We start from the raw sequence: 12,507 nt of genomic DNA, 5'->3' as shown, positions 1-12,507 counted from the left end.
GTCAGCGCCTTAGTAGATGCTGGTGGTGAAGTATTTGGCAGTGATCTTCTCGTGGGTGCCATCGGCCAGGATCGCCGCGATGCCCTTGTTCAGCGCCTCGCGCAACGCGTCGTCGCCCTTGCGCACGCCCGCGCCGACACCCTTGCCCAGGATCGCCGGATCATCTGCCACCGCGCCCTTGATCTCGCAGCAGCTGCCGGTGTCGGAGTTCACGAAATCCGCCATCGCGATGCTGTCCGCCTGGGTCGCGTCAATGCGGCCCGCAAACAGGTCCTGGTTGGCCTCATCCTGGGTCTGGTAGACCTTCAGCTCCGCATCCTTGAAGTATTCCTGTGCATAGGCCTGGTGGATGGTCGAGGCCTGGATGCCGACGATCTTGCCCGCCAGCGATTCCGGGGTGGGTTCGATATCCATCGACTTGTCGGCCACGATCACGGCAGGCGTGTTGTAATAGGGGTCGGAGAAATCAATGGTCTTCTGCCGCTCCTCGGTGATCGACATGGAGGCCATGATGGCGTCGATCTGCTGGCCGGTCAGCGACGGGATGATGCCGTCCCAGGCCACCGGCGTGATCACGCAGTCCAGTGCGGCAGCGGCGCAAACGGCGCCGATCACCTCGACCTCCCATCCGACCCAGTTGCCGGAGCTGTCGAGCGAGGCAAACGGCGGATAGGGTTCGGCGGCGATCCCGATCTTGACCTGTTCCGCAGCAGCGGCACCGGCGGTAAGGGCAGCAGCTGCAGTGGCAGCGGCAAGCAGTGCTTTCAGTTTCATATGGTCTCTCCCTGTTGATTTTATTGAGACAGTTGTGCGTCAGGCGACTGAGCTCAGAAATTGCTTCAGCCGGTCTGATTGCGGGTTGCCAAAGACCTCGGCAGGCGGCCCCTGCTCTTCAATGCGGCCCTGGTAAAGATAAACAACGTGGTTCGCGACTTCGCGCGCGAATTTCATCTCGTGGGTGACCAGCAGCATGGTGCGCCCCTCGGCGGCGAGATCGCGGATCACCGTCAGCACCTCCCCCACCAGTTCCGGGTCCAGCGCCGAGGTCGGCTCGTCAAACAGCATCGCCGACGGGTTCACCGCCAGTGCGCGGGCAATCGCCGCGCGCTGCTGCTGGCCGCCGGACAGATAGGCGGGGAAAGTGTCCTCCTTGCCGCCTAGCCCAACCCGCTCCAGCAGTTCGCGGGCGCGCTCAATCGCCTGCGCCTTGGGCACTTTCAGCACATGCACCGGCACCTCGATCACGTTTTCCAGAAGGGTGCGGTGGGTCCACAGGTTGAACTGCTGGAACACCATCGCCAGCTTGGTCCGGATCTTTTCGATCTGCTTCTGATTGGCTGGGCTGCCATCAGCCCGCATTGCCACTTCCTCGCCGCCGATCACGATCTTGCCGGAGCTTGGCGTCTCCAGAAAATTGATGCAGCGCAGCATGGTCGACTTGCCGGAGCCTGAGCCGCCGATAATCGCAACAACATCCCCCTGCCGCGCCGTCAGGTCCACGCCCTTGAGCACCTCCAGATTGCCAAAGGACTTGTGCAAATCCTCCACCCGGATGGCTTCGCGGGGGGTGCCGGTCTCCGGGACGGATGCGGCGGCAGTGGCTGTGTCCATTGTTGTGTCACCTTGAAATTTCCGATTGCAGTAAGCCGCGACTCCAGTAATTATGCAAGCGTATAATTTCTCTGCCAAGCAAAAACAGGAGCTGGGGTGAGCGACGACCGCCGCAAATTCAAACGCGAATCCGCCGAGGCCCGGAAGGAGGCGCTGATTCTCGCCACGCTGGAACTGGTGGCGGAAAACGGCGTGCGCGGGGCCACTGTGCGGGGCATCGCCGAGCGCGCCGACGTCACCCAGGGCCTGATCCGGCACTATTTCAGCTCCAAGGAAGAGCTGATCATCGCCGCCTACGAACACCATATGACCGCCATGACCGACCAGACCTTTGCCCCCGCAGCCGGGGCAGACGGCACCGCGCTGGAGCGGCTCACCGCCTTTGTAAACGCTTCTCTGACGCCGCCGGTGGTGGATCCGCGGTCCATCGCGCTTTGGGCAAGTTTCCTTAACAAGGTGCAGCAGGATGAGCAGATGAAGGCCACCCACGAACGCACCTATGGGTATTTCCGCGACTTTCTGGAGGGGCTGATTGCTGCCGCACTGCAGGAAGCGGGCTGCCCCGCCGGCACCTCCCGGCTGCGGCAGCTGGCGATTGCCTGCAACGCGGTGATCGACGGGCTGTGGCTGGAGGGCGGCGCCCTTCCGGACGCCTTTGCGCCGGGTGAGCTGGCAGGCATCGGACGGCAATCCGTTGCCGCGATTACAGGTTTGAATTTGGAGCAGGAGGCTGCAACGGCATGAGGCTGACAGCAATCACCGAACGGCTGGCCGGACTGGGCGGCGGAAAATGGGAAGTGCATCTGAAAGCACGGCAGATGGCCGCGGCTGGGGCCGACTTGGTGGAAATGACCATCGGCGAGCCTGACGTGCCGACGCCGCCGGACCTGGTCGAGACCGCCGCGCAGGCGATGCAGGCGGGCCGCACAGGGTATTCCGACGGCCGCGGCGAGGCGCAACTGCGCGCCACCCTGGCCGCGACCTATGCGGCCAGCCGCGGGCGCGAGTTCGGTCCGGAGAACATCCTGTGTTTCCCTGGCACCCAGACCGCGCTTTACGCGGTGCTGCAGGGCGTTGCCGAACCCGGCACCGAGGTTTTGGCGGGCGACCCGATGTATGCCACCTACGAGGGCGTGATCCGCGCGACGGGTGCGGATATGGTGCCGGTGCCGCTGCGGCCTGAAGCCGGCTTCCGGATGCAGGCCAGCGACATCGCCGCCCGCATCACCCCACGCAGCCGCGCCATTTTGCTGACCACCCCTCACAACCCCACCGGCGCCATCCTGACCGCTGAGGACCTGCGCGAAATCGGCGAGCTGGCGGTGCAGCATGACCTTTGGATCATCTCCGACGAGGTTTATGAGCATCTGGTGTTCGAGGGCGCGGAGTTCGTCTCCCCGCTCTCCGATCCAGCCCTGGCAGATCGGGTGATCGCGGTTTCCTCAATCTCCAAATCCCACGCCGCGCCGGGCTTCCGCAGCGGCTGGTGCGTTGGCCCTGAGGACTTCTGCTCCGCGCTGCTGCCGGTCTCGGAGACGATGCTGTTCGGCAACCAGCCCTTCATCGCCGACATGACCGAAAAGGCGGTGCGCGAAGGCTCTTCCGTCGCCGCAGGTATGGCCGCCCGCTTTGCCGCCCGCGCCGCACTTCTGGAACAGCGCCTGCATGGAGAAACCCATCTGCGGGTGCACCGCCCCGAGGCCGGCATGTTCGCGCTGATCGACGTGACATCAACCGGCATGGACGGCGATGCCTATGCCTGGGACCTGCTGGGGAGCGGCGTTGCCGTGATGCCCGGCTCTGCCTTTGGCGAAGGCCTCAAGCACTGGGTGCGCGTTGCCCTGACAATTGATGACGAGAGCTTTGCCGCCGCCCTCGACCGGATCGCGGCTCACGCAAACCGCAAGTCCAGGAGCGTCGCATGAGCAAGACAACAGTTGGCGAAGCCCTGGTTGCGGGGCTGAAGGCGCGCGGTGTTACCTGCGTGTTCGGCATCCCCGGGGTGCATACAGTCGAGCTGTACCGCGGTCTGGCAGAGTCCGGTATCCGCCACATAACACCCCGCCATGAACAAGGGGCAGGCTTTATGGCCGATGGCTATGCCCGGGTGTCCGGCCAGCCTGGCGTGGCGTTTGTCATCACCGGCCCCGGCCTTACCAACACGTTGACCCCGATGGCCCAGGCCCGCGCGGATTCCGTGCCGGTGCTGGTGGTTTCAGGGGTCAACGCCACCGGGACATTGGGCAAGGGCCGCGGCCACCTGCACGAACTTCCGGATCAGCACGCTTTGGCCAAGACCGTGGCGCTGACGTCAGAACACGTAGCACGGCCCGAGGACCTGGACGCAGCCCTGGACCGCGCCTTTGCCCCCTTCACAGCAGGCCGCCCCGGCCCCGCCCACATCCAGATCCCGCTGGACGTGGCTGGCGCTTCTGCGCGGGACGGCACTCCTCACCCCGCGACGGCCCAGCTGCCACTCGACCCGGACGAAATTTCCAAGGCCGCAAACAGGCTTTCAACAGCCGACAAGGTGGTGATCCTGGCCGGCGGCGGCGCTAAGCGTGCCGGCGCAGAGCTTCAGGCCCTGGCTGAACACCTGGATGCGCCGGTGGTGCAGACCGTCAACGCGCGCGGGCTGATGCACAGCCATGCGCTGACCGTCCCGGCCAGCCCCAGCCTGCAGGCGGTCCGCACGCTGATCGAGGACGCCGATTGCGTCTTGGCGCTGGGCACTGAACTGGGGCCAACCGATTACGACATGTACGCCACCGGCGGCATGGCCCGGATGCCAGGGCTGATCCGGGTCGACATATGTGCCGGCCAGCTGGCTAGGCACGCAGCGGAGATCGCCATAACCGGCCGCGCAGACGAGGCAGCCGCCGCCCTGCTCGACGCATTGCCCGCGCTGCCAAAGCAAAGCCAGGGTGCCGCGCGTGCCAAACACGCCCGCACCGCCGCCCTGGAAGAGATCGGCCCGCAGTACCGGGCCCAGGTCGAGGTGCTGAACGCCATACGCGATGCTGTGCCCGGTGCGCTGATGGTGGGCGACTCCACCCAGCCGGTCTATGCCGGCAACCTCTATTACGACCACGATCGCCCCGGCGGCTGGTTCAACGCCGCCACCGGATACGGCGCGCTTGGCTACGGCATCCCCGCCGCCATCGGGGCTTCGGTTGCCGATCCGTCTGCGCAAGTGATCTGCATTGCCGGCGACGGCGGCGCGCAGTTCTCGCTGCCGGAAATCATGGCCGCCGTGGACGAAACCCTGCCTATCACCTTTGTGATCTGGAACAACCGCGGCTACGGCGAAATCGCCTCCTCGATGGAAGCCGTGGACGTCCCCGTCGTCGGCTGCGACCCCACGCCTCCGGAATTCGGCCCCGCCGCCGCGTCCTTCGGCATCCCGTACACCCGCGCCCCGATGGACCCGCAAGCCATTGCCGCTGCCCTCCAAGAGGCCAGCCGCCGCGGAACCCCTTCCCTTGTCGAAATCGAAATCACCGGATCCTCTCCGGCCCAGGAGTAACCCCATGCGAAACCCCACCTTTGAGTTCACCCGCGCCATCACCCGCCGCCCGGCCTCAACCATCGCCCAGGGCCTGCGTGCCGAGGACACCGGCAACCCGAACCTTGACACGATGCTGAAAGCGCACGCTGCCTATGTCTCCGCCCTGCGCAGCACCGGTGCGGAGGTGATCGAGCTTGAACCGCTGGAGGCCTACCCCGACGCTCAGTTTGTCGAGGACACCGCCCTGTGTTTGCCGCAGGGCGCAATCCTGATGCGCCCCGGCGCGCCGTCGCGTCTGGGCGAAGTGGCCGAGATGGCTCCCACCCTGCGGGTCTGTTATGATGACGTCCGCGAAATCACCGGCCCCGGCCGCATCGAAGGCGGCGACATCCTGGTGACTGGCAAGGAAATCCTGGTCGGCCGCTCCGACCGCACCGACGCTGCGGGCGTCGCCGAACTGGCCGAGCTCGCCGCGGAATGGGGCCACTCTCTGCGTGAGGTCTTCACCCCCGAAGGCGTATTGCACTTCAAGACCGACTGCTCCCTGATGGATGCCGAGACGATCCTGGCAACCAAGCGCCTGGACGCATCGGGCTGTTTCGAGGGCTACCGGGTTCTGCATGTGGCCGACGGCGAGGAAGCCGCCGCCAACGCCATCCGGTTCAACAATCTTGTGCTTATGGCCGCAGGCTTCCCCCGCACCGCCGAGATGCTGGACAAGGCCGGTTTCGAGATCGCCGAGATCGACAATACCGACTGCGCCAAGCTGGACGGCGGCATGTCCTGCCTGTCCCTGCGCTTCTGATACTTCAGCGGCAGGCCGGGGTTTTCTTCTGACAGGCGGGGGACCGTCTGAAGGGTGCGAAACCAAGGCCTGCCGCCGGTCCCGGCGCTTTTCCCGGCAAGGAACTCCCTGCGCCAACGGCCGCAGGCAGGCCGCCTTAGCCGCCCGATGGGCGCTAGACATTAGCCACTTATGGATTGAGGAAAATGGCGGAGACGATGGGATTCGAACCCACGAGACGGTTTCCCGCCTACTCCCTTAGCAGGGGAGCGCCTTCGACCACTCGGCCACGTCTCCGCTGACCCGTATATCTGCGCAAGCGTACGGGATGCAAGGCGAAATTTCTCTTTTTCTCACAAAACGCCTTATCGGCTTCAAGCCGTTGAAATGGCGCTGAAAGGCCTCGAATTACGATGGTTTTGGGCAAAATCTGGTCATCGCTCAAAGCGTGTATTTCCTGATCACCCTTCCACTTTTGAATCACCCAGAGGTGCAATCCCCGGCATTCAAGTTCCCGAGCGCGCCCCTGTTCTCCGCGACGGCACATTCGAAAGTTTCGGCACCGTCGATCGCCGGAATGACTTTATCTCTCCAATCCACTATGGGGGAGAAGCGCGCATTTGCCTTCGAGGATTCATTAAACTGGTCGGCGGAGAGCCTCTCCGGATGCAGTCGATGCACGGGCGTCCTGCCCGGAATCCGGTACCGCTTGGCGGCTTCGGGACGAAGGCATGATGCGTCCGGAAGCCTGACCAGAATATCCATCAGTCATGCTCCAGCAGCTCAAACGGCGCGCTCGAAGGCCGCAAGCAATTCAGGCCCGCCATGCGGCAGTGCATCTGCCGGGGGTCCGCGGAAGTCCTTGTGGGGTCTCAACGGCCAGTTCAAAACTTGGACGTTACTCCAGTGCGACGACCTCGCCAGCTTCACGATCTCCGGGAAATCCGCCATTGCCGGCACCAATGTCTGCCTTCTGCAGGTGCAGGCGGAACCGGTCTGGAACGCCCTTCGCTCGGCTCGGGCCTGCCCAGTTCCAGACTATCAACCGCATGAGCACCCGGCCGGGCGAGCTGACGTGACGCGGGAAGCAGCCTCCGTTGAGAGAGACGGGAATTGCCCAGGGCACCGCTCCAGGCCGCTCGGAATCAGTAAAACAGTGCCCAGCCGGAACAGCCCGGACCGGACCCGTCCTCTGTCACTCATGCCGAGAAGGCGCCCGGAACGTCTTTGGCTTTGACCAGACTGCGGCCTTCGCAGATGACCGTTCCATCCGGCGCAGTGCAACTGGCCCAAAGGTCCACAAGATGCTTTTCCGGCCGCAGCCGGATGATTTCCACTTTGGCCTCCAGTGAAGTATCCAGCGGTGCGGGCGCTTTGAAAGCCAGATCCTGCTTCAGATAGTTGGTGCCAGATCCCGGCAGTTCCACCCCCAATAGATAGGAGAACAGAGCCGCAATCAGCGGTTCCGGCACACAGCCGGCACTGGCGCCGCTCAAGGCCGCATAGGCCGCCAGATCGTCCCGGGTGTAGCTGCGCGTTATCCGCGCCGTCTGCCCTGTCCTCAGCATGTGATCTCTGCCTCTCCGGTCAGGCATTCCGCGCCATCCGCCACCCGTGTGACCAGCATCCTCACCAGGCCGGGGGCCTCTTCGGCGATCCGCAACCTCAGTTCTTCGCCTGCAAAGGCCGGGTTCGGGAACATCAGGCTTTGGCTGACCTGAGACAGCCCGGCGTCATAGCGCTTCAGCATTCCCCAAAGCTTGGCATAGATCAGCATCCCGTGGCTCACCGTCCGGCCAAAGGCCGTTTTGGCGCAAAACTCCGGATCAACATGGATCGCGTTGTCATCACCTGACACTTTGGCGAAGGCATCGAAATCTGCCTGCGTTGGGGTCCAGCGCTCCTCTAGGTCAATCATCGGAAAAATCCTCGCGCAATTTGGGTTTGCATACTTTGCCTGCGGCCGTGCGGGGGAAGTCCTGGACAATCCGCACATGCGCGGGCACCTTGTACCCGGCCAGCCGTTCCCGGCACCACGGGCGCAATGTTTCGGGGCTGACGGTCTGGCCAGGGCGCAGCATCACAAAGGCCGCGCCCGCTTCGCCCCACTTGGCGTCGGGAAGCCCCACAACCGCTGCTTCCAGAATAGCGGGATGGGCGTTCAGCACCCGCTCCACCTCCGCCGGATAGACGTTTTCGCCGCCTGAAATGAACATGTCCTTGATGCGGTCGACGATGTAGTAATAGCCGTCCGCGTCCCGCCGCGCGACATCGCCGGTGGCGAGCCAGCCATCCCGGGTAAAAGTCTTGGCCGTTGCTTCGGGGTTGGCGAAATATCCCGGCGTGACGCCCGGACCGCGAAGCTGCAGCTCGCCCGCCCCTTCGGCCCCCTCGGCCACGCCGGCCAGCCGCACGTCGACAAGGCTTTGCGGCTTCCCCACCGACCCGATCTTCTCTGCCGCGCGGGCCGGATCCATCAGGAAAACGGTAGGCCCGGTTTCGGTCATCCCCATCCCGTTCAGCACATTGGCGCCCCTAGCGGCAAAAAAGCGGATCAAGGGTTCGGGCAGCGGCGCCCCGCCGCAGCCGCAACGGATCGGTGTCCAATCCAGGTCTCCGATGCCTGGCAGCAGCGCCAGCGCCTGATAAACCGCCGGCACGCCGAAGAACTGATTGATCTGCCCGGACGCCAAAAGGCTCCGCACGGTTTCCGGCTCGAATTTCGGCAGAATGGTTGAGCTGCCGCCGGTCAGGAAAACCGGTAAAGTGTAAAGGTTGATACCCGCGGTGTGAAACAGTGGCAGGAAGCACACGGCGCGGTCGGTTGATGCAATATCTATGGCCTGCCCGATATTCACTGCATTGGCCCAGGCCATGCCTGCCGTTTGGATGACCGCCTTGGGTAGGCCGGTGGTGCCGGAGGTGAACAGCAGATACCAGGGCTGTCCGGCTGGCACCGGAGCGTTGAGAGCGGGGCCGCCGTCCCTGATCCAGCCGGCAAGATCTTCCTCGATTGTCAGAACCGGTGCGCCGATATCTGCCGCGGCTTCGCGGGCTGTGGCCTGAAACTCCGCGTCTGTCAGCAGCAAAGAGATGCCAACCTGGTCCAGGGTTTCCACCAGCTCCGGTGCTGGCTGGCGCCAGTTCAGCGGGCACAGAACGATCCCGGTCTTTTGGCAGGCAAACAAGGCAATGAAGAACTCCACCCGGTTCTGGCAGATGATGGCGGCACGGTCGCCTTCTGCCAGGCCTTGTGCTTTGACCCCCGCAGCAACTGCGTTTGCCGCGGCATTGATCCGGGCAAAACTCCAGTCCTCGCCGGTGGAGGTGTCGTGAAAAGCCAAAGCGTCGGGGGTTAATGCCGCCCGTTTAGCGGCCATATCCGGGATCACATCGAACATCGCATCTATCCGGTTGATTGAAGAAACTGTGCCATCCGAGACAGGGTCTCCTGCCGCCCTATCAAAGCGCGGAATGCGGCGGTTTCCGCGTCCAGCCCCGCGCGGACACGGGCCAGCCGTTCGCCGTTCCAGACCAGCGACTTGGCTGCCAGGGCAGACCCCGCGTCGATGCTGCCCAACAGCTCTGCTGCCCGGGTTTCCGGATCGGCATCAACTGCCTGAACCAGCCCGAGGCGCTGCAATTCGCCCGCGCCGTGGCGGCAGTTTGCCATCAGCCAGCCTTGGGCCGGCCCGGCGCCAATCAATTCTGGCAAAAGGGCCGTCCACCCGCCGTCCGGGGCAAATCCCATGACGCCGTAGTAGGGTTGCACAAAGGCACCCGGTTCAGCGGCAGCAATGCCGGACGCAAATAAGATGCCTGCCGACCCGCCGGTAGCAGCCCCGCGCACCGCTGACGCTATCACCGCGGGCATCGCGATCATCCGCATGATCAGGTCCTGCAGCACCGGGACCACCGCTTCGGCGTATTGCTCCGCGCGGCCATTTCGTGCCGCCTCCTGGAACCGGCTGACATCTCCCCCGGTTGAAAAATTGCGCCCGCCGAGGATCAGTGCTTTCCGGACGCCCGATTTCTCCAGCGTATCAAATGCTTGATGCAAGTCCCGCAGCAAACCGGGCTCCAGCGCATTGGCGCGCGGAGCCTTCATCGTGATCCGGAAGCAAGGCTCCCCGCCTGCCAGGTCTATTTGGTCGCAGAAGACTAATCCGCTCATGGCGCCAATCCGTTGCAAATGAATTTGTGGGCCTCGGCAACAACCCGTTCGATGTCGGCCTCGTCTTCCCAAAGCACAAACCGCTCGCCCAGGGTCTTGGCGATCCCCATCAGGGCCCAGGCGCGCACTTCGGCGTCGCCCTGCGAAATCTCTCCCCTGCCGGCTGCTTGATCCAGCTGATCCGCATAAGCCTTGCCAAACTCGGTGTAATACTCGCGGTAGGCTTCCGGGTCGACAAAGCGGGCCTCCTCGACGATGCGGTATTGCAAGGGGCGGTCGCGCACCACGGTCAGATAGGCTTCCAAACCTGCGCGCTCAGCCTCCAGCCGGTTTGCGGCCCCGGCGATCCGCTCCGCAGCCTGGGACCGGGTGGCGTGGCCCATGTCCTGCACCAGCTCTCGAAAGACTTCGTCCTTGCCCGAGAAATAGATGTAGAAAGTGCCCAGCGCGGTGTCGGCGGCACGGGTAATGTCCGCGATGGAGGCGGCGGCAAAGCCCTTTTGGCCGATCACCTGTTCGGCGGCAGCCAGGATTTTGGCCCGGCGCTCCTTTCCGCGTTTGGTTTTTGGCTTCGCAGTTGTCGGCTTGGTCATCAGGTCACTTCTTGGTCTTGATTTGGCGTCGAGAGCCCTTCTGCAGCAACAAAGCGCCGGATGGCATCGCAAAAGGCCTCAGGCTCTTCCAGATGGGGCGAGTGTCCCGAGAACGCGAAACTCTCCGCCCGCGCCCGCTTGGCCTGCGACGCGATCCAGTGTGCTGCATCCTGGCTGTAAAGCCTGCTGCGCGCGCCCGAGCAGACAAGGTAGGGGACAGCGATGTTTGCAATCGTTTCCCGCTCATCCATTGCTACCAGATCGTCCCACAGCGGGCGCAGGCGTGCGGGGTCTTGCGCCAGCAGCAGGGCAACGATGTCCTCGCGGTTTGGGACCGGGTCGCTGGAGAGAGCATACATATTGCGCGCAATACTGCTGGCCATGCGGGGCCACTGCGGCACGATTTTACCAGAGGTTGCCAGAATGGCTTCTGCGCTTTGCCCGATCAGACCCAGGTCCCAATCCTCCTCCGGCAGCATCCGGGGGCTCATGTCGATGGTGATCAGCCCGCGCAGGCCAGCCGTTCCATGCCGCGCCACATAACGCCACGCGGCTCCTGCCCCCAATGACCAGCCGACCAGAATGGGCCGGTCCAGGCTGTCGATCCACCGCTTTGCAACGGCCGCGCAGGCGTCGAGACTGGCTTCGTCCGCCAGCCGGCCCCCGTGCCCCGGCAAATCGGGGGCGTAGCAGTCGTACTCTGCTCCCAGCCGCTGTGCCGTGTCCTTGAACATGGCTCCGTTCATCGCCCAGCCATGGAGAAAAAGAACGGGAATTGTCATGACGCGCGCCGTTGGCGCAGCCGGCCGACAATGCCAGACGGGAAGAAATAGACGCTGAGGATGAACAGGATGCCCAGCCACATCAGCCAGCGGTCCGGGTTCAGCAGATCGGGGATCAGCGGCAGGCCGACTGTTGCCTCAGAGGCGCTGCCCATCAGATTTTGCAGATAGGTTTGCGCCAAGATGAACAGGGCCGCCCCGATCACAGCGCCATACATCGTTCCCATGCCGCCGATCACCACCATCAGGAGGATGTCGAGCATGATCTCGAAGCTGAGCGTGGTATCCGGCCCGACATAGCGCAGCCAGATGGCAAAAAGGCTGCCCGCCAGCGCCGCCGCCGCCGCCGACAGGCAGGTGGCGGCAGTGCGGTACCACACCACGCGGTACCCGATCGCCTCGGCCCGGAAGTCATTTTCGCGGATCGCCTGCAGCACGCGGCCGAACGGCGAATTCACGATGCGCAGCAGCAGCAGGAACAGGATAAGCGAGGCAAAAAACACCAGGTAATAGTTCAGGGTCTTGCCGGTGATGCGTGTGCCCAGGAATTCGCCCATGCGGTTGGCCGAGGTCAGAACCCGCGGGATATTGTAGGTCAAACCATCCTCGCCGCCGGTGATGCCCGAAAACTGCGACACAAGGACCGCGACAGCCGACGCCACGGCCAGCGTGATCATGGCAAAGAAGATCGCACGCACCCGCAGGCTGAACAGGCCGATCAGCAGCGCCAGGACAACCGCCGCCAAGGCACCGGCCAGCGATCCGGCCAAAAGCGCGTCAAAGCCGCGCCCCATGTGTGTGGATGCAAGCGCGACACCATAGGCGCCGAGGCCAAAGAACATCGTGTGGGCAAAGCTGACGATCCCCCCGTAGCCCAGCAGCAGATCATAGCTCGCCACCAGCAGGATGAAGATGCAGATCCGCGCGGCAGTATCCAGCGGGCGCACGCCGTCAAAGATGAACGGTGCACCGGCCAGGCAGATCAGGATCACCATCAGCACTGCGGTCAGAACCGCGGAGCGCGGCTTGTCGCCGGAGAGTAGTTTGACGATCAT

14 protein-coding genes and 1 tRNA gene are annotated in these 12,507 nt (G+C 63.9%); 4 read left to right on the top strand and 11 right to left on the bottom strand.

The features are described 5' to 3' along the window. Positions 1-9: 9 nt before the first annotated feature. The gene (locus R2C4_RS03475) at positions 10-774 is read right to left on the bottom strand and encodes a transporter substrate-binding domain-containing protein (RefSeq protein WP_141889603.1); all 765 of its coding nucleotides are present in this window, start codon (positions 772-774) and stop codon (positions 10-12) included. A gap of 39 nt (positions 775-813) precedes the next feature. Then, complete coding sequence (locus tag R2C4_RS03470) at positions 814-1,611, bottom strand: ABC transporter ATP-binding protein (RefSeq protein ID WP_141889602.1); 798 nt, start codon at positions 1,609-1,611, stop codon at positions 814-816. Between the two features lie 96 nt (positions 1,612-1,707). Here R2C4_RS03470 and R2C4_RS03465 point away from each other — a divergent pair, with 96 nt between their 5' ends. Genes R2C4_RS03465 through R2C4_RS03450 form a run of 4 tightly spaced genes read left to right on the top strand, consistent with a single transcriptional unit; the run spans position 1,708 to position 5,924 of the window. Then, positions 1,708-2,355: a TetR/AcrR family transcriptional regulator gene (locus R2C4_RS03465; RefSeq protein ID WP_141889601.1), complete on the top strand. Its 648-nt coding sequence runs from the start codon at positions 1,708-1,710 to the stop codon at positions 2,353-2,355. After that, positions 2,352-3,536, top strand: a complete 1,185-nt coding sequence (locus tag R2C4_RS03460; protein ID WP_141889600.1) for a pyridoxal phosphate-dependent aminotransferase — start codon at positions 2,352-2,354, stop codon at positions 3,534-3,536. The genes R2C4_RS03465 and R2C4_RS03460 overlap by 4 nt, the downstream gene beginning before the upstream one ends. Continuing rightward, positions 3,533-5,137, top strand: a complete 1,605-nt coding sequence (locus R2C4_RS03455; protein WP_141889599.1) for a 5-guanidino-2-oxopentanoate decarboxylase — start codon at positions 3,533-3,535, stop codon at positions 5,135-5,137. Before R2C4_RS03460 ends, R2C4_RS03455 begins: the two co-directional genes overlap by 4 nt. Positions 5,138-5,141: 4 nt before the next feature. Beyond that, positions 5,142-5,924, top strand: a complete 783-nt coding sequence (locus R2C4_RS03450) for an arginine deiminase family protein (RefSeq protein ID WP_141889598.1) — start codon at positions 5,142-5,144, stop codon at positions 5,922-5,924. A 186-nt stretch (positions 5,925-6,110) separates the two neighbouring features. Here R2C4_RS03450 and R2C4_RS03445 read toward each other — a convergent pair. The 9 genes from R2C4_RS03445 to R2C4_RS03405 form a co-directional block, all read right to left on the bottom strand. Continuing rightward, a tRNA-Ser gene (locus tag R2C4_RS03445) sits at positions 6,111-6,200 on the bottom strand. A 183-nt stretch (positions 6,201-6,383) separates the two neighbouring features. Then, a complete protein-coding gene (locus R2C4_RS03440; RefSeq protein ID WP_141889597.1) occupies positions 6,384-6,668 on the bottom strand; it encodes a hypothetical protein in 285 nt (94 codons plus the stop codon). Between the two features lie 434 nt (positions 6,669-7,102). Then, positions 7,103-7,471: a hotdog family protein gene (locus R2C4_RS03435; RefSeq protein ID WP_141889596.1), complete on the bottom strand. Its 369-nt coding sequence runs from the start codon at positions 7,469-7,471 to the stop codon at positions 7,103-7,105. Beyond that, positions 7,465-7,821: a MaoC family dehydratase gene (locus tag R2C4_RS03430; protein WP_141889595.1), complete on the bottom strand. Its 357-nt coding sequence runs from the start codon at positions 7,819-7,821 to the stop codon at positions 7,465-7,467. Before R2C4_RS03430 ends, R2C4_RS03435 begins: the two co-directional genes overlap by 7 nt. Next, a complete protein-coding gene (locus tag R2C4_RS03425; RefSeq protein WP_141889594.1) occupies positions 7,814-9,304 on the bottom strand; it encodes an AMP-binding protein in 1,491 nt (496 codons plus the stop codon). Before R2C4_RS03425 ends, R2C4_RS03430 begins: the two co-directional genes overlap by 8 nt. Positions 9,305-9,309: 5 nt before the next feature. After that, entirely contained in the window at positions 9,310-10,077 is a 768-nt protein-coding gene (locus R2C4_RS03420; RefSeq protein WP_167510232.1) for an enoyl-CoA hydratase/isomerase family protein, read from the bottom strand. Next, positions 10,074-10,670: a TetR/AcrR family transcriptional regulator gene (locus tag R2C4_RS03415; protein ID WP_058284599.1), complete on the bottom strand. Its 597-nt coding sequence runs from the start codon at positions 10,668-10,670 to the stop codon at positions 10,074-10,076. The genes R2C4_RS03420 and R2C4_RS03415 overlap by 4 nt, the downstream gene beginning before the upstream one ends. Beyond that, on the bottom strand, positions 10,670-11,452 hold the full coding sequence (locus R2C4_RS03410) for an alpha/beta fold hydrolase (protein ID WP_141889593.1): 783 nt from the start codon (positions 11,450-11,452) through the stop codon (positions 10,670-10,672). Before R2C4_RS03410 ends, R2C4_RS03415 begins: the two co-directional genes overlap by 1 nt. Beyond that, positions 11,449-12,507: a branched-chain amino acid ABC transporter permease gene (locus tag R2C4_RS03405; protein WP_141889592.1), complete on the bottom strand. Its 1,059-nt coding sequence runs from the start codon at positions 12,505-12,507 to the stop codon at positions 11,449-11,451. Before R2C4_RS03405 ends, R2C4_RS03410 begins: the two co-directional genes overlap by 4 nt.

The sequence above is a fragment of the Leisingera aquaemixtae genome (genome assembly GCF_006740765.1).
GTDB classification, from domain to species: Bacteria; Pseudomonadota; Alphaproteobacteria; order Rhodobacterales; family Rhodobacteraceae; genus Leisingera; species Leisingera aquaemixtae.
This window is presented reverse-complemented; position numbering and strand designations above follow the sequence as displayed.

Excerpts from the sequence above, each read along its gene's own strand:
- R2C4_RS03475 (WP_141889603.1), bottom strand. The coding sequence starts at position 774 with ATGAAACTGAAAGCACTGCTTGCCGCTGCCACTGCAGCTGCTGCCCTT.
- R2C4_RS03470 (WP_141889602.1), bottom strand. The coding sequence starts at position 1,611 with ATGGACACAGCCACTGCCGCCGCATCCGTCCCGGAGACCGGCACCCCC.
- R2C4_RS03460 (WP_141889600.1), top strand. The coding sequence starts at position 2,352 with ATGAGGCTGACAGCAATCACCGAACGGCTGGCCGGACTGGGCGGCGGA.
- R2C4_RS03455 (WP_141889599.1), top strand. The coding sequence starts at position 3,533 with ATGAGCAAGACAACAGTTGGCGAAGCCCTGGTTGCGGGGCTGAAGGCG.
- R2C4_RS03450 (WP_141889598.1), top strand. The coding sequence starts at position 5,142 with ATGCGAAACCCCACCTTTGAGTTCACCCGCGCCATCACCCGCCGCCCG.
- R2C4_RS03440 (WP_141889597.1), bottom strand. The coding sequence starts at position 6,668 with ATGGATATTCTGGTCAGGCTTCCGGACGCATCATGCCTTCGTCCCGAA.
- R2C4_RS03435 (WP_141889596.1), bottom strand. The coding sequence starts at position 7,471 with ATGCTGAGGACAGGGCAGACGGCGCGGATAACGCGCAGCTACACCCGG.
- R2C4_RS03430 (WP_141889595.1), bottom strand. The coding sequence starts at position 7,821 with ATGATTGACCTAGAGGAGCGCTGGACCCCAACGCAGGCAGATTTCGAT.
- R2C4_RS03425 (WP_141889594.1), bottom strand. The coding sequence starts at position 9,304 with ATGTTCGATGTGATCCCGGATATGGCCGCTAAACGGGCGGCATTAACC.
- R2C4_RS03420 (WP_167510232.1), bottom strand. The coding sequence starts at position 10,077 with ATGAGCGGATTAGTCTTCTGCGACCAAATAGACCTGGCAGGCGGGGAG.
- R2C4_RS03415 (WP_058284599.1), bottom strand. The coding sequence starts at position 10,670 with ATGACCAAGCCGACAACTGCGAAGCCAAAAACCAAACGCGGAAAGGAG.
- R2C4_RS03410 (WP_141889593.1), bottom strand. The coding sequence starts at position 11,452 with ATGACAATTCCCGTTCTTTTTCTCCATGGCTGGGCGATGAACGGAGCC.
- R2C4_RS03405 (WP_141889592.1), bottom strand. The coding sequence starts at position 12,507 with ATGATCGTCAAACTACTCTCCGGCGACAAGCCGCGCTCCGCGGTTCTG.